This is a genomic window from Bacillus alkalicellulosilyticus, assembly GCF_002019795.1.
Classification (GTDB): Bacteria; Bacillota; Bacilli; order Bacillales; family Bacillaceae_F; genus Bacillus_AO; species Bacillus_AO alkalicellulosilyticum.
Genome location: NZ_KV917381.1, coordinates 1,782,234 through 1,798,953 on the forward strand (window position 1 = coordinate 1,782,234; position 16,720 = coordinate 1,798,953).

Below are 16,720 nucleotides of genomic sequence, written 5' to 3' on the forward strand. Positions count from 1 at the left end.
TGCTATACTTTATTGCAATATTATAGTGAAGTGTAAACATTCAAAATATTTCATTTGAGGGGTTTATTATAGTGGGAGGAACATTGGAAATGAAGCAAGTCTTTATGTATGATACAACATTACGAGATGGTACACAGGGGGAAGGTGTCAGTCTTTCCGTTCAAGATAAATTAAAGATTGCCAAAAAACTAGATGAACTTGGTGTTCATTATATTGAAGGTGGTTGGCCAGGAAGTAACCCTAAAGATATGAACTTCTTTGAACTTGTAAAAGACTTACATTTAAAAAACGCTAAAGTTACAGCATTTGGAAGTACAAGACGAATTGGAGTAAAAGCAAGTGAAGATACAAATCTTCAACGAATATTAGAAAGTGGTGTTAAAGCCGTTGCTATCTTCGGTAAAAGCTGGGATTTCCAAGTGACTCATGCTCTTCAAACAACGCTTGAAGAAAATTTACAAATGATTTTTGATTCCGTTGAGTTTTTAAAAGAAAACGACCTTGAAGTGATTTTTGATGCCGAACATTTTTTTGATGGCTATAAAGCGAATCAAGAATATGCCATGGCGGCTATTAAAAAAGCAGAAGAAGCAGGGGCTGACTGTGTAACACTTTGTGATACAAACGGGGGAACACTCCCTCATGAGATTACAGAAATTGTGTCACACGTTGTAAGTGAAGTGAATATTCAAGTTGGAATTCATTGCCATAATGATGGCGAAGTGGCTGTCGCAAATTCGATAGCTGCTGTTCAAGCGGGTGCCCGTCATGTACAGGGGACAATGAATGGCTATGGTGAACGATGTGGAAACGCTAATCTTATTTCTGTTATTCCTAATTTACAATTAAAATTAGGTTTTAGTTGTGTAGAGGCAGAGCAAATTCAACAACTTACAAACGTTTCTAAGTTTGTCCATGAAATAGCGAACCAAGTTCCTCCTAGTAACCAACCATTTGTTGGGAAAAGTGCATTTGCACATAAAGGCGGAATGCATGTTAGCGCCGTGTTAAAGCATCCAGAAACATACGAGCATGTGGACCCAAGCTTATTAGGAAATCAACGTCGCGTTCTAGTTTCTGAGCTATCAGGGCAAAGCAATGTCTTGTTTAAAGCACAAGAATGGGACCTTGATTTAAATAAAAATAATCCTGCTACAAAGCAAATTATCGAAGAAATTAAGGAAAAAGAGCATCAAGGTTATCAATATGAAGCGGCTGAAGCGTCATTTGAATTATTGGTGAAAAAGGGATTAGGAAATAGTAAAGACTTTTTCGATGTTGGTCACTTTAAATTGTTTATTGAAAATAAAGGTGGCGAAGCATTTGCTACTGAAGCTGTAGTTAAACTTTGTGTCAATGGAGAAGAAGTGTTAACTGCTGCGGAAGGAAATGGACCAGTTAACGCACTAGACCATGCGTTACGAAAAGGACTACAACAATTTTTCCCAATTATTCAAAAGATGCATTTATCAGATTATAAAGTTCGAGTATTGGATGAAACCGATGCGACTGCATCGAAAGTCCGTGTTCTCATTGAATCCTCAGATAGTCATGAAAAATGGAGTACAATTGGTGTATCTGGAAACATTATCGAAGCAAGTTGGTATGCCTTAATTGATAGTGTTCGCTATTACTTAAATAAGCATCAAAGCGACATTGAAATTTTAACAGGTCGTCAACCACAACTATCCAAAACAATTGGCGTTCAAAATCATTAGAAGGTATTGCGATACCTTCTTTTTTTCTGTAAAATAATAGTTGTCTAAATATTTAAAAATTAAAGGAGAGATTGAGATGAGTCAAGCTGAGAAGAGTGGAGTAGAGAGAAGTGAAAGAGGGTATTTTGGTGAATTTGGTGGAAGTTTTGTTCCACCTCAATTAAACGCCGTATTAGCCCGACTAGATGAAGCATTTCAGCATTATAAGGACGACCCTGAATTTAATAAAGAGTATGATTTTTATATGAAAGAATACGTTGGCAGGGAAAATCCGCTGACATTTGCCGAGCGACTAACATCTACGTTAGGTGGAGCAAAAATTTATTTGAAACGTGAAGATTTAAATCATACAGGAGCTCATAAAATTAACAATGTTATCGGTCAAATTTTATTGGCTAAAAAGATGGGAGCCCATCGGATTATTGCTGAAACTGGGGCAGGGCAGCATGGTGTAGCCACAGCTACTGCTTGTGCCATGCTAGGTATGGACTGCACCATTTATATGGGAGCCGAAGACACTCGTCGCCAAGAATTAAACGTGTTTCGTATGGAGCTTCTCGGAGCAAAAGTCGTTGCCGTTCATAAAGGGCAAGGGCGCTTAAAGGATGCAGTCGATGAAGCTTTAGGCGATTTAATTGAAAATTATGAGTCAACCTTTTACTTGTTAGGTTCTGCCGTTGGACCACATCCGTTTCCTACGATGGTTCATCACTTTCAATCGATTATTAGTAACGAATCTAAGCGTCAAATCCTTGAAAAAGAAGGCCGATTACCTGATGTCGTCGTTGCTTGCTGTGGCGGAGGAAGTAATGCAATTGGAGCATTTTCAGCATACATTCCAGAAGAGTCTGTTCGCCTAGTTGGTGTCGAGCCTGCTGAAGCCGCAACATTAACAAAAGGAACACCTGGTGTGATTCATGGCTTTAAATGCTTATGCTTACAAGATGAAGAAGGAAATCCGTTACCGACTCATTCGATTGCAGCTGGACTAGATTATCCAGGGATTGGGCCTGAACATAGTCACTTAAAAGTATCTGGTCGAGCTGAGTACTATTCAGTGACAAAAGAAGAAGTGCTTGATGCGTTCCAAAAGTTAGCGCAAACCGAAGGAATCATTCCAGCCTTAGAAAGTGCTCACGCGGTTGCTTACGGCTTAAAGGCAGCACCACAAATGAAGCAAGAGGAGATAATGATTATTAACATCTCCGGTCGTGGTGACAAAGACGTTAATGAAGTTAAGCTATTATTAAGCCAAAACTAATAAAAACCGAGGGTGTGACAAAAGGTTGTTTTTTAGAAGCCACTGAAAAAGTACAAACCAACTTTTTCAATGCCTTTGATTATGGTTGCAATGGCTCCACCAGTTGTTCGCCTGCTACGAGAAACCCACTCGTAGCAGGCTTTAAAAAAATGCAACGGTTACGCACATTGCTTAGAGGGCACTGTAAAAGTTAAATACCGAACTTTTTCAGTGCCCTCGTTTTTTAACCTTTTGTCACACCCTCTAATCAATGAGTGAAACCGCCACAAAGCCCGGGCAGATGTTTTAGCAGTTTCTGTCCCGACCTCTTTTTTCAATATGATGACGATGCTGTATTCCTTAGTTTTCTAACGGACACAGGAGACGCTATTTTCATGAAAAATGCCTGTTTATAATTGTAACGGACTCAGTTGCAATTATTTGCCTGAAAAATGAGTGAAAACAGTCAAGTCCAGAATAATGTGTAAATTACTTAGCTACAATGTTACAACCTATAATGATATATAGTTAGTTTTTGATTTTGGTTACTTGGAAGGGGGTCCCCCCTTCCAAGTAACCAAAATCTCGCTTCGCGCGGCTCGCTGGTTTAGGGCTTTAGAGTATATCTCCTATTTAACTGAAGGTTTTCATTCTCCATTAATAGCGCCCCAATTAATCGAAAAGCTGATTGTGTATTTGGAAAAATACGAATGACTCTTTCTCGTCTTCTTATTTCCTGATTTAGACGCTCTAACGAGTTGGTACTTGATAGGTGTCGTTGATACATTTTTGGTTCATTTAAATATTGAATGGATTCTTCAAATCCGTCTTCAAGGATTTCAATTGCCTTCTTCAACTTGGGATTATCTTGGTGATTCATGAGAAGGTCATCTTTAAATTTCCTTGCTTCTTCACAAGAGATTGTTTGGTATATTCTTCTCAAATCTGCTATGACCTGGCTAGACCCTTTTTTGGGAAGTTTATTAATAATGTTTCGTTTAAAGTGAACGGAACACCTTTGCCATGAAGTTCCGATAAATTCTCGGTCTATAGCCTTTTTTAATCCAGCATGGGCATCAGAGACAATAAGTTTAGGAGATTGGAGTCCTCGCGCTTTTAAATCACTGAAGAACCCTTGCCACGCCTCGAAACTCTCAGCGTGGTCTATTTTTAATCCAATAACTTGCCTCTTTTTTTCCTCATCCATTGCCGTCATAAGATAGACTGCTTTGGGTACAACTTTATTATGTTCACGCACCTTAATATACATGGCATCTGCATAGAGGTAAGGAAAATACTGGACATTAAGTGGTCGATTAGCCCATTTATTCACAACAGGATCAAGCTTCTCCGTTAGGGACGAAACAAATGATTTGGATACACTTTCTCCGCAAAGTTGTTCTACAATGTTTTTTACTTTTCGTGTTGACACCCCATTTACCACCATTTCTAACATAGAAAGAGTTAGTGCTTGGTCTACGCGAGAAAACCGTTCAAATATAGAAGTTGAAAAGTCTCCTTCTCTTGTACGAGGTACACGTAATTTAATTTTTCCAATACTAATCAGTAGCTCACGCTCATAATATCCATTACGGTAATCCCGGCGTTCTGGAGAACGCTCATAGGCAGATGCTTGTAAATGCTCATCCCGTTCTTTCTCCATAAACTCATTAAGAACTAATACAATTGAAGATTTTACAACTGCATCAATATTCGAATTCATCACAGATTCTTTTAAAACATCAATATCTAGGTTAAACTGTATTTGAGTCATTTTATATTCCCTCTTCTCATGTTTTTCGTGGTTGTTAAACATTGTAGCCAAGAAGGTATAAAATGACTCTTTTTGTTTTTACACAATTATACGGACTTAATCGTGAAAACAGTCTATTTTACAGAAATAGCGGCATGTATGTCCGTTAAAAACATAAAACTAACTTCCAAAAACTAACATTAATAAATGTTGTCAAGGTAAAGCAAATTAAAAGAAAAAAAGGAGCTTTACAATGACAAAGAAAATGATCTATACTATGTTGCTTTTGGTCGCTATATTACTTGGGGGTTGCAATCAGTTTGGAACACAGGGTGAAAATGATTTTGGAAGTGGACTTGATGAAGGAGTGAATACTTATCTAGGACAAATTTCAAGTGAAGCGACAGACACCCCTAGTGATGAATATCCACATACAAAAGCTGTACAAGTTCAACATGCAAAGTATGAGTTTCAAGTAGCTGAAGGTGAGGCGCAAGGTCAAAGTCATATTATACATTTACCAGAAGGTTCTGTAAGATTGACTCGTGAGCAACTGCAGCAAGCTCTGCCAGCTCAAATTGCTCAACGTCTACCACAAGATGCAAAAGGGATTACACCAGAACGAATTGCTCAATTAATTCCTAAAGGAACTTCTCAGTTATCGGCAGAACAAATTGCGAATCGAATAAGAGAACGAACAAAGCCAGGGCAAGCTGGAGGTAGACAACAAGAAACAACACAACCGACACCAGCCCAACCAGCACCGGAACAACAAGAAACTGTGGAACAAGCACCTGCACGAGAAGAAGCTGTTGAACAGCCGGAGCAAGCGCCTGCTAAAGAGGAAACAACACCTACCCAAGAAGAACAACAACAAGCCCCTCCTGCTCAAGGCGGTCAAGCTGGAGGCATAAGTGATATAGAATCTCAAGTAATTGAGCTAACGAACCAAGAACGAAGAAAAAATGGGCTTTCTGATTTACAAGCTGACGCTACATTAGCTAATGTGGCAAGAGAAAAATCAAATGACATGCAACAAAATAACTACTTTTCTCATACAAGTCCAACGTACGGTTCCCCATTTGATATGATTAGAGATTTTGGTGTTTCTTACAGTTCAGCCGCTGAAAATATAGCACAAGGTCAAAGAAGTGCAGAACAAGTTGTCCAAGCGTGGATGAACAGTGAAGGGCATCGTGCAAACATTCTAAACGGGAATTTCACTCATATCGGTGTGGGCTATAACGAAAACGGTCATTACTGGACACAAATGTTTATTAGAAAGTAAAATAGTATGAATACGGAGGGTGCGTAGTGGTAAAAGCCATTGCGCATCCTCCATTGTTTTGTCCTCTTTGTTTCTTTCCTACTTTTCTGTATAATGAACTTCAGAGATTACGAGAAAACAATAAGGAGATGAACGATGAGATATAGTAGCCTGTTCATTTTAATAATGGTGGCGCTCTTAAGTGGCTGCCAAATAGAAAATACTAAATCCTATGAAACCGACCCAGTTGAAGTGTCAAAAGATAAAGCTTCAGTATTGAAAAGTAAGGAAATGGTAGCAGCGGAATTCCTGCTGAAAAAAGGAATTGAGGTGCAGCAAGAAGAACAAACGGATGTGGATTTGTCAGATACGCTTGAAGAAGAACCATCGACGTTATTGGATGAAAATAATGCCTCTAACGAAGACAAAGCCGTAATTGAGGAAAAAGAAATCGTTCTAAAAGAAGAACCCGAACAAAAGCAAAGTACTCAGAAACCTTCTGACAACAAGAAACAACCAAACGAACAAAAAAAAGAAGTAGAAAAGCCGAGTGAACAGCCTAAAAACTCAAAACCTAAAGAAGAAAAGCAAGTGGAGAAAACAGAGCCTTCCAAATCAGATTCAATTACCGTTTCAGGTCCAAGCTCGATTGAGGCTAAAGTGATCGAGTTAACGAATGCTGAACGAAAGAAACATGGTCTTTCTGAATTAAAAGTCGACAATACTGTAAATAGTGTGGCACGACGAAAATCTGAAGACATGCAACAAAACAATTATTTTTCTCACTCAAGCCCCACTTATGGGTCCCCATTTGATATGATGAGTCATTATGGTATCTCTTACCGTGCAGCGGCTGAAAATATCGCCTATGGGCAACAAACAGCTGAACAAGTCGTTGAAGCTTGGATGAGTAGTGATGGACATCGAGCAAATATATTAGGGAATTATACTCATATAGGAGTCGGGTATCATTCCTCAGGTCATTATTGGACGCAAATGTTTATTACTAAGTAATTAAGAAAAACGGCTCAACACCAGGTTTTGGTGTTGAGCCGTTTGTAATAAAAGAAGGCTTATTAGCGAACTCAGGAAGGGCACTGGCTTTGCTCGCTACGCGTCAAACAAAAAAACACCACTTTTGTTTGACTTTAAAAAAAGGTAGCGGCTTTGCTCAGTGCTTTGCTTCAGATAAAAAACGGCTTTGCCGTTTTTTATCTGAAGCTTGGGTATACATATGGGGTGTCTGGTTCTTCTACAACTGTAATTTCGCGCAGTTGAATGAGCGGAATGGCAAAATCACCGTATGTTGTTTGGTTTAATGTACCTGATACTCGGACCCATGTATCGTTTTCATATTGTGAAGCTTCATCCGCCTCTATCATCGTTCCATATACAGCTACATCTGCTACACAGCAGGTCATAGCAAAGCGGGCGACTACCATTTGATTATCGTCGAAATCCTCTTCTCTGTATACAAAACCGAGGATTTCAATTTCTTTCCCAAGAAATTCGTTCATGTGAATATCGAGGACTGTCATGACATCCAAGTAATTTTCTTCTGTTACCACAATGGTGTCATGCTCTTTCAATTCTTCAGCAAGTTCTAAATAGTAATTATTAAAGCCTTCTTCTGTATAAAAATCTTCGGCACTAAAGTGTTCACTATTTGCTTCAAGATTTTCTTCTAACCCTTCAAAATACGCATCAGGGTCTTCGAGATAGGCTGCTGCTCTAGCTAAGGTGTCCTCTGCTTCCGCTGGGGTGGTAATTGGCTTATTTAAGACACCACTACCGTATTGAATGCCACGATTGGCAGCAACTGAGCTATCTAAGGCACGGTCAGGAATAACGAATCCAGCGACTATCGGAACAATAAAGATCGAGTAGATGAGTATTTTTGTAAGGGGTGAACCTGTAATGGAATGGTCCTCCCCACAATCGCAGTACTCTTCCTCATCCTTTTTCGTACTTCTTATAATTTGAACAGCACCCAAAAATAAAAATACGACGGTAGCAAAATAAATGAAAGGCATCATTTTGGGAGCGATGTAATAGACGATGTTCCCCGTCACTATCATTGCAAGAATTAACAAAGCAAATCCAATAAGAATTATCCCACGAATGTACGTATGAAAACTCCGGTCTTGTTTTTTCTCATTCATAGATGTTATTCCTCCTTCACTATAAAATAAACAATTGTAAGATCATAACAGCTACAAAAACAGAAATTGTAACTACAGCGATAAAACCAAGTACAAATTTAACTCTGAAGAACGCAAACAACATTATTGTATTTTTTAAATCAAGCATTGGCCCATATACTAAGAACGCAATTAATGAACCTGTTGTAAATGTACTTCCGAACGAAGACGCAACAAACGCATCAGCTTCAGAACATAAGGATAAAATAAAAGCAAATGCCATCATCACACCTGTGGACGACCATTCATTACTACCAATGGCAAGTAAAATGTTTCTGTCCATAAACGTTTGAAACAAGGCGGCAATAAAGGCACCTGCAATTAGAAATTTTCCCATTAAGAAAAATTCATCAGCCGCATGATATAAGGTTTGTTTCACACGATTTGTTTTTACACCTGTCATTTGAACTTGAAGGATTTCACCTTTACCAGTCAGCTCTTCGGTTGTCCACTTTAATTGTTCGCTGTTTTTAAAAATCATGTACATGACGCCACCGATAAAGATGGCTAATACAAAAGCTAGTCCCATTCTTGAGTAGAGAACAGAAAGATCATTTCGAAAAGCAAAATAAGTAGATGCAGCAACAACAGGATTTAGGATCGGTGCAGCAACAAGAAAGACAACACCAATGTGAAGCGGCATCCCTTTTTTAATTAAACGTCTGACGACAGGAATGATGGCACATTCACAAATCGGGAAAATCGCACCAAGAACTGCAGCCGGTAATAGAGCCGCATATGCATTTTTCGGTAAAAATCGTCGAAGAGAATCTTCTGAGACGTACACTTGAATGAGTGCAGATACAAAAACCCCTAATAAGATAAAGGGTGCTGCTTCTATCACGATTCCAAGGAATATCGTGTTTACATTAACCCATTGATCTGGAATCGAGAATAAGGGATTATCAGATTTAATCCATTCAATATTAAAGAAGAGTAATAGAAAAAATAGTAGTAATAGAATTCCTATAAAATCTTTTGTTAGTGAAAGTAAAGTATCTTTTATTTTCATAGTAGCTCCTTTTAGTAGAAGTTCGCTAACATGTATTGTAACATAATTTAAGCTCTATGATAAAAGTCAATTGTTACTATTTGATTACTATCATCTTTCAATATTATAGTATGATTACTAGATTTTATGTTAAACAGTAACAAATAGTAATGATTACGATTTGTGGTTCTTTTTATTTTTTTGTATGATATATATATGGTAGAGGAGGAGTGCGAAGATGTCTAGAATACCTGTTTATTTATTTACTGGATTTTTAGGTAGTGGAAAGACAACGGTATTGTTAAAAGTACTTGAGGAAATGAAAAAGCAAGGAAAGAAGCCAGCAGTGATTTTAAATGAGCTAGGAGAAGTAAATGTTGAGAAAAGTTTGTTTGGTTCTCAGCCGGTTATGGAATTATTGAATGGTTGCATTTGTTGTACTATCCAAGATGATTTACGAACAGAGTTAAGTCAATTTCTCTCTACACAAAAAGAGGTTGATGTGATTATCATTGAAGGAACAGGAATTGCCAACCCTAAAGAAGTAGTAGAATCACTAACGCATCCAGATTTATTTGATCTTGTTGAGTTGTATTCGATTATTAGTCTTGTCGATGCAAGCAAATATTTAGAGTATCAAAGTTTGTTCTCAAGCTCGAAGGAAATTAGAACCATTTTAAAGCAACAGATTAGTCATAGCTCATTGCTCCTTTTAAATAAAATAGACCTTATAGATGAAAAGACGAAAATAAAAGTCCGTAAAAAAGTTCAGGACGTCATTGTGGATGGAACAGAAACGATAGAAACTACATATGGAGAAGTCCCGATTGAAACCATACTCAAGAAGCGAATGGAGAGTCTCGTCGTATCCGCTAATGCTTCACATCATCACCATCATCATGAGCATCATCATTTCCGGGCAGTAAAAATTGATGACATTCCTGAACTTGACCGTATTCATTTTGAAAAATGGTTAAAGTCATTACCAGAGCATGTCATTCGTGCAAAGGGATTGGTCCAGTTCACGGAAAGTCCAAGAGTATTTCAATTTCAATATTCTGCAGGTCAATTGCAACTCACAAAAACTACAGATGACCAACAAAAAGAAGACCCTTGCCTGATCATTATTGGATATCAGCTAGATATAGAAGAAATCCAAGCTTCTTTCTCTCAACAATTTGTAAGGTGAAAAAACTCCTAACGCAATTGCGTTAGGAGTTTTCAAATTATAAATCCATCACTGTATTAGGGTCAATAAACAAAGCAACTAGAATAGCGACTACGAAACAGTAAATCGCAAAATAAATGAGTTTGCTTTTCTTCAGGAAAGAAATAAGCCAAACAATCCCCAACCAAGAAAAGATGAATGTAGTGATAAAGGCAACAAGTAATGCTGGTGCTCCAATACTTGAGAACATGCCAGAACCGATTTCATCAAAAGCAAGAACTGTCGAACCTAAAATGACAGGAATCGAGAGTAAAAATGAATATCGAACGGCTGTTTCTCGGTTCAATCCAGCTAATAGTCCAGCTACAAGAGTTGCTCCTGAACGAGATATCCCTGGAAAAACAGCTAGAGTTTGCGCAAGCCCGACGATTATCGAATCTTTAAATGTCATATCTTTTTCTTCACGGTTTCCATAACGATGAAAACGTTCAATAAAGATTAATGCTACACCGGTAATAGCCAAGGCCCCAGCAATAAAATAAGGGGTCTTCATTGTTTCATCGAAAACGTCACTGAGAACAATTCCTAAACCACCAGTTAATATCGTAGCTACAAGTATGTACACTCCAAAGAAAAAATGAACTTTGTTTTCCGCGGTTTTGTTTGTGAAGAAGGAAAAGAAGCCCACGATAACGGCAATGATATCTTTACGGAAATAGAGAATAACGGCTAATACAGATGCCATGTGTAAAAAGATTTCAAACGCCAGTCCAGGAAAGGCATACCCGAATAATAATTGTGTGATAACAATATGTGCCGTACTGGAAATCGGTAAAAATTCGGTTATTCCTTGGACAAGACCAAAAATAAAAGCTTCGATAATTGACATAATGAGCTCCTTTCAAATTAAAGACTAGCGACTTTATTCTAGCAAAATTTCTTATAATAAGAAAGGTTATTTTTGTTAAAAATAGTTGCCGATTGAATGAAGTAGCTATTATAATGAGGTGGATTGTGACAATGAGGGGTGAGTACCATTCACAAGAAAAAAAGCCTAAGTATCGTTATATTAGTCGTTGCAGCTATTTTAATCGGGTATGTTATTGTGACAGAGTTCAATAAAGAAGTAGTCGGGGTAGCACAAGGAAATATTGCCGTTGATTTTACAACTCCTTTGTGGCCTACAAATGAAGAGGCCTCTTTATCCGATTTTTCAGGAGACATCATTATCCTCAACTTTTGGGCATCATGGTGTGAGCCTTGTCGGGATGAAATGCCGGATTTGATGGAATTTGAGCAAGATTACGGGCATCTAGGTATCCGAGTTGTCGGTGTTAATATGTCTACATTTGAGAGAACACTAGTTGATGCAGAAAAATTTCTAGAAGAATATGGAATCACGTTTCCTTCGTTTATAGATAGTGATGGAGTAGTAGCAACAACCTACAAGCCTAGATTTTTTCCTACCACCTATATATTAGATGAACAGCAAGTCATTCAACAGGTATTACCTGGGGAAATTAATTATCGTGTATTAGAAGAATATGTACTTCCATTAGTACAAGAGTAATCACCTGTAAGGTACTGAAAAAGTTAGGTTTTTACCTTTTTCAGTGCCTTTTTTAGCAGGCGATTTTGTTTGTATTCATGAATGTACTATAATAGATGGATGAGATTGGTAAGTGGGGGTCCAAATGTACAAAGAACTCGTAGTGCAAGTAACCGAAATATTATATGAGGACAATCAAATACAACTTCTCGGAACATCGGAAGGGGCCAACAAGGCGATGCTTTATCGTACGATGTTACCTAGAGTATCCACTGGAGATAAAGTCGTTGTCAATGCAACAGCCGTTTCACTAAAGCTTGGAACAGGTGGCTGGGATATTGTTAAAAGTGTGGGAGATAGTTCGGTGTTGTTTGAAAGTGAGCAACCAGGTCATATTATGAAGGCAAGATACACGCCTTCCCAACATAGTGTTTTAGCCGTAGAAGCACAGGAAAGTGAATATCACTCGTTATTTACGAAAGAATTTCAATTGAAAACAAACGATAACATCTTGATTGCTGAATTACATAGCATGTTACCGATTATTTATTCCATCTGTAAACAATGGGAACGCGAGATTACATTAACCGTTATTATAAGTGATGAAGCGGCCTTGCCTCTTACGATAAGTGAGCATATTCGCGAAATAAAAAAAGATAGAAACGTTAGTACGATTACAATAGGTCAGGCCTTTGGTGGAGATTATGAGGCTGTTACATTACATACGGCGTTGCAGTTTGCCAAAGAGGTGTTGGCTAGCGATGTTATCGTTGTCACTCTAGGTCCAGGCGTTGTTGGGACAGGCAGTACTTACGGATTTAGTGGGATGGCGTTGGCAGAATGGGCAAATAGTATCGGGGGCCTAGGTGGCTGTCCAGTATGGATTCCGCGGATTTCTTTTGCAGAAAAACGGGATAGACATTATGGCTTGAGTCATCACATACTTACCCCATTATCGCAGTTTACTTTTGTAAAAAGTGTCTTGCCTTTACCCCTGTTACATAGAGAGTGGAATGAAGTGATTGATAATCAGATTAAAAAACTAAAGCATACTCAGGTAGAAATTTATCAAGACCGGACATTGAATGAAAATATCGAAAGGCTACTCGTTGATGGAATGAAGCAGTACCCAATGCCAATTAAGACAATGGGACGGGACTATGACGATGACCCTGCTTTTTTTTGCGCTGTTGCCACTGCGGTATATTGGGTGTTACAACGACTTGGGGAGTAGGTTCAGCATTTCTCATTTCCGCTATCGTATCATATGTTTTTGCGTATTCTTTTAGTTTCGCTTTTATTTCCCATGCTTTTCCGACTAACGTAATCCCATTACTTGTTACATATACTTTCATAAATACTACCTCCGCACTTTCAATGATATGGTAGACTTTATGAAGAAGAGTTTTTATTTAGAACTAGGAGGCGTTATGATGCATAAACATTTACTAGAAAAAACGATCAACACAACGACGATTTATGAGGGACGAATCATAGACTTAGTCATTGATGATGTTGAGCTTCCCGACGGAAAAATGAGTAAACGTGAATTAATTAAACACCCTGGTGCGGTTGCGGTTATACCTGTTACCAAAGAAGGTAAGCTTGTGATGATTAGACAATATCGAAAAGCGCTTGATAAAGTCATCGTTGAAATCCCAGCCGGAAAACTAGAGCCTGGAGAAGAACCTCTTCCTTGTGCAAAACGAGAGCTAGAAGAAGAAACAGGGTATCAATCTGAAATGCTAGAGTATGTCACTTCATTTTATACATCGCCAGGTTTTGCGGATGAAATCATTCATCTTTATTTTACAGACCAATTAACAGAGGGAAATTTAAATCTGGATGATGATGAATTTGTTGAGTTAGTTGAGGTCACATTAGAAGAAGCACAAAAAATGATTACTACAAGGGAAATTTACGATGCGAAAACGGCATTTGCTGTACAGTATCTCCAACTTAGAAAATAGACGGTGAAAAAACATGCGACAACTGTTTGCAGATTTACATATTCATATTGGGCGAACGGCCTCTTATCGCCCTGTAAAAATAACAGCAGCCAATACGTTAACATTAAGCAATATCATCTCATATGCTTCTTCTGTTAAAGGAATCGATCTTATTGGCGTCATTGATTGTCATGTCCCAGAGGTGATTGATGAAATTGAAGCAAAGATAATCGCGCGAGAGGCGTATGAGCATGAAGAAGGAGGCATTTTCTTTCAGGAGGGAATTACTCTTTTTTTGGGATCAGAAATTGAAATCTACGATGACAATTGTAAAGGTCCCATTCATGTGCTAGCTTTTCTACCGACGATTAAAGCGATGAAAGATTTTAGTATGTGGCTTCAAGAGCGGTTAAAAAATGTCACATTGAGTTCTCAACGGATATACGAAAATGGCAAAGTGTTTCAGGAAAAAGTAAAAGACTTAGGCGGGTTGTTTATTCCGGCTCATGTTTTTACTCCATTTAAAAGCTTATATGGAAAAGGGGTTACTCAAAGTGTTTCTGAGGTGTTTAACCCCGATCTTATCGATGCGATTGAACTGGGCTTAAGTTCGGACACGACAATGGCAGAACAAATTGATGAATTAGTGAAGTATCCTTTTTTAACAAACTCGGATGCGCATTCGCTTGAGAAAATCGCTAGAGAATATCAAATGATAGAGGTACAAGAACCAACGTTTTCTGAATTGAAAAAGGCGTTAAAAGGAATCGACGGAAGAAAAATCATCTCTAATTTTGGGTTAAATCCAAAGCTTGGTAAATATTACTTCACTAGTTGTGAAAAATGTTATGAACCAAAAAAAGATGGGGATTCATGTCTAGGATGTGGTCATAAAAAATTTACTAAAGGTGTGTATCAGCGGTTGCTGGAATTACGTGGAGAAGCTACTAGACCGAAAAGGCCACCGTACATCCATCAAATCCCTCTCGAATTCATACCTAAGCTTGGTCCTAAAACACTTGAAAAATTAAGAGACCATTTTGGAACAGATATGGCGATTATACATGAGGCCACCGAAGAACAGCTACAAACAGTGGTTACCCCATCACTGGCGGAATACATTATTAAAGCAAGAACAGGACAGTTACATTTTCAAGTTGGTGGAGCGGGTAAATATGGAAAAGTAACATAGAGGAAAGGACAAAAGGTTGTTTGTTACCTTTTGCTCTTTCCTCTTACTATTTTTGGAAAAATAATTCCAGAGAGAAGGAATTGCGAAGTTTTTTATTGAATTAATCTAAATAAAGGAGGATTTTCTAGTAATTACTAGTAAGTAATCACGTATTTTATATTAGTGTTCATTATGAACAGGGGAGGAACTTTTTTTGAAAAAGAATACATTAGCTCTAGTTATTGTTACTCTTATCATTATTCTTTCTATTGGCAGTTTTTATTTCCCACTATCTTCAAAGGCGTTAGAAGATAAGATCTACCTTCAAAAAGGATATGACCTAAGTGTTGTGAATGATAGCGTTCCGGTTGACTTTCAGTTTGAAGAAAGTTGGTTAGCGCTTGAACCTGGTGAGGAGAAAATGATAAATAAAGTTTTAGTAGAAGAAGAGAGTTCTACTGTGATTTTGAATAGAATTATCCGTTCAGATGATGGGCGATTGATAAGTATTGAATTAAATAGTGAACATAGCTTTAAGAATAATCGAAAAGGTCGTTTCCTAAGTAGTTTACAAATTAGCGGTCAATCTTTTTTGAAAAACAATAAATGGTCTATTTATAGTAATCAAAAAGAGGTAATAAAAGAGGCGGGAATCATTAATGGAACAGGAGGTGGACCTGCTGAATTGAATCTTGTTAACTTAGATTATCAAAAGGTTAGTAATGTAGAGAAACCATTTATAATTTCGTTTGAATACATGTTGTATGAATATGAAAAAAAATAAGTTCATTCATTGGTGTTATGCAAAAACCTCTACAATTTAACTGCATGTTTTTGGTGAGAATAGAGAGCAAAGGGAGCGTATACGAGTGCGCTCCCTTTTGTGATGAGACAAATTTCTTATTCTAGTATTTTTATTAAAATCTATTATTTTTCTGTCATAGGATCATTTGTTACCTCATAGATTGGAGTATCAGCAGTTGGGAGGGTAATCCGATCATGAAAACAAATAAACTAGGACAGGCCATTTATTATCACCTTGAAGAAAATCGTTCAATCTATTTCTTTACGATCGTGTTATTTTTGGTAGGAATTGTGTTTGGTGCGATTGTCGTTAATAGTTTGAGCCTTACGCAGAAGAACGATTTATATATGTATTTGAACCAATTCTTTGGACAAGTTGCTAATGGTGAGTTTGCTCAAGCATCAACCATGTTTACACACACCTTTGCACATTATGCCAAATATTTTGGCTTAATGTGGATATTAGGTTTATCGATTATCGGCCTGCCAGTGATTTTGATTTTATTATTCCTTAAAGGAGTCGTTGTAGGCTTTACAGTTGGATTTTTAGTTAACCAAATGGGAATGTCGGGTTTTTTACTGGCCTTTGTTGCTGTAATGCCACAAAATATTATTTTAGTACCGGCTTTTATTATTGTTTCGGTAGCATCGATTTCATTTTCTTTAAAAATGATCCGTAATCAATTTGTAAAACGAAGCAATCAACCGATTTTTCCACAGTTTCTTCGATATTCACTGCTTATCTTATGTGTGGGGGCTTTATTAGCGATTGCATCTGTCATAGAAGCGTATGTGTCACCTGCTGTAATGCGAGTTGTTATATCAACTTTTGTTTAATAATAATTATTATTTAATAATTATTATTTATTTTTAATATCCTTTGACACCCTTATTTAAAATGATTATAAT

General features: G+C 37.6%; 15 protein-coding genes and 1 pseudogene. 11 read left to right on the top strand and 5 right to left on the bottom strand.

The annotated features are described in order from the left end of the window. The first annotated feature begins 89 nt into the window (after window positions 1–89). Window positions 90–1,718, top strand: a complete 1,629-nt coding sequence (gene cimA, locus BK585_RS09085; RefSeq protein ID WP_078556717.1) for a citramalate synthase — start codon at window positions 90–92, stop codon at window positions 1,716–1,718. Between the two features lie 76 nt (window positions 1,719–1,794). Further along, window positions 1,795–2,979 (top strand): tryptophan synthase subunit beta, encoded by a 1,185-nt coding sequence (trpB, locus tag BK585_RS09090; RefSeq protein ID WP_078553140.1) that lies wholly within the window; start codon window positions 1,795–1,797, stop codon window positions 2,977–2,979. Between the two features lie 586 nt (window positions 2,980–3,565). On the opposite strand, the gene BK585_RS09095 is transcribed toward trpB, so the two are convergent. Continuing rightward, window positions 3,566–4,732, bottom strand: coding sequence for an IS256 family transposase (locus tag BK585_RS09095; protein WP_078551372.1), 1,167 nt, complete (start codon window positions 4,730–4,732; stop codon window positions 3,566–3,568). Window positions 4,733–4,964: 232 nt separating this feature from the next. Between BK585_RS09095 and BK585_RS09100 the strand changes: the two genes are divergently transcribed. After that, window positions 4,965–5,999, top strand: coding sequence for a CAP domain-containing protein (locus tag BK585_RS09100; RefSeq protein ID WP_245805805.1), 1,035 nt, complete (start codon window positions 4,965–4,967; stop codon window positions 5,997–5,999). Window positions 6,000–6,134: 135 nt separating this feature from the next. Beyond that, the gene (locus tag BK585_RS09105) at window positions 6,135–6,992 is read left to right on the top strand and encodes a CAP domain-containing protein (RefSeq protein ID WP_078553141.1); all 858 of its coding nucleotides are present in this window, start codon (window positions 6,135–6,137) and stop codon (window positions 6,990–6,992) included. A 197-nt stretch (window positions 6,993–7,189) separates the two neighbouring features. On the opposite strand, the gene BK585_RS09110 is transcribed toward BK585_RS09105, so the two are convergent. After that, a complete protein-coding gene (locus BK585_RS09110) occupies window positions 7,190–8,140 on the bottom strand; it encodes a TIGR03943 family putative permease subunit (protein WP_078553142.1) in 951 nt (316 codons plus the stop codon). 19 nt (window positions 8,141–8,159) lie between these two features. Continuing rightward, complete coding sequence (locus tag BK585_RS09115) at window positions 8,160–9,191, bottom strand: permease (protein ID WP_078553143.1); 1,032 nt, start codon at window positions 9,189–9,191, stop codon at window positions 8,160–8,162. 217 nt (window positions 9,192–9,408) lie between these two features. Here BK585_RS09115 and BK585_RS09120 point away from each other — a divergent pair, with 217 nt between their 5' ends. Continuing rightward, window positions 9,409–10,359, top strand: a complete 951-nt coding sequence (locus BK585_RS09120) for a CobW family GTP-binding protein (protein WP_078553144.1) — start codon at window positions 9,409–9,411, stop codon at window positions 10,357–10,359. Between the two features lie 37 nt (window positions 10,360–10,396). On the opposite strand, the gene uppP is transcribed toward BK585_RS09120, so the two are convergent. Beyond that, window positions 10,397–11,227, bottom strand: a complete 831-nt coding sequence (uppP, locus tag BK585_RS09125) for an undecaprenyl-diphosphatase UppP (RefSeq protein ID WP_078553145.1) — start codon at window positions 11,225–11,227, stop codon at window positions 10,397–10,399. A gap of 138 nt (window positions 11,228–11,365) precedes the next feature. On the opposite strand from uppP, the gene BK585_RS09130 reads away from it, so the two are divergent. Continuing rightward, on the top strand, window positions 11,366–11,908 hold the full coding sequence (locus BK585_RS09130) for a TlpA family protein disulfide reductase (protein WP_078553146.1): 543 nt from the start codon (window positions 11,366–11,368) through the stop codon (window positions 11,906–11,908). Window positions 11,909–12,032: 124 nt separating this feature from the next. Beyond that, entirely contained in the window at window positions 12,033–13,121 is a 1,089-nt protein-coding gene (locus tag BK585_RS09135; protein WP_078553147.1) for a DUF3866 family protein, read from the top strand. Between the two features lie 16 nt (window positions 13,122–13,137). Here BK585_RS09135 and mciZ read toward each other — a convergent pair. Further along, a pseudogene (mciZ, locus tag BK585_RS24420) lies at window positions 13,138–13,242 on the bottom strand (Z-ring formation inhibitor MciZ); the annotation flags it as partial. A 78-nt stretch (window positions 13,243–13,320) separates the two neighbouring features. Here mciZ and BK585_RS09145 point away from each other — a divergent pair. The 4 genes from BK585_RS09145 (at window position 13,321) to spoIIM (ending at window position 16,648) form a co-directional block, all read left to right on the top strand. After that, entirely contained in the window at window positions 13,321–13,857 is a 537-nt protein-coding gene (locus BK585_RS09145) for an NUDIX domain-containing protein (RefSeq protein ID WP_078553149.1), read from the top strand. A gap of 13 nt (window positions 13,858–13,870) precedes the next feature. Beyond that, complete coding sequence (locus tag BK585_RS09150) at window positions 13,871–15,028, top strand: endonuclease Q family protein (protein WP_078553150.1); 1,158 nt, start codon at window positions 13,871–13,873, stop codon at window positions 15,026–15,028. Window positions 15,029–15,221: 193 nt separating this feature from the next. Further along, window positions 15,222–15,791, top strand: coding sequence for a hypothetical protein (locus BK585_RS09155; RefSeq protein WP_078553151.1), 570 nt, complete (start codon window positions 15,222–15,224; stop codon window positions 15,789–15,791). A gap of 215 nt (window positions 15,792–16,006) precedes the next feature. Further along, on the top strand, window positions 16,007–16,648 hold the full coding sequence (spoIIM, locus tag BK585_RS09160) for a stage II sporulation protein M (protein ID WP_078553152.1): 642 nt from the start codon (window positions 16,007–16,009) through the stop codon (window positions 16,646–16,648). The last annotated feature ends 72 nt before the right edge of the window (window positions 16,649–16,720 follow it).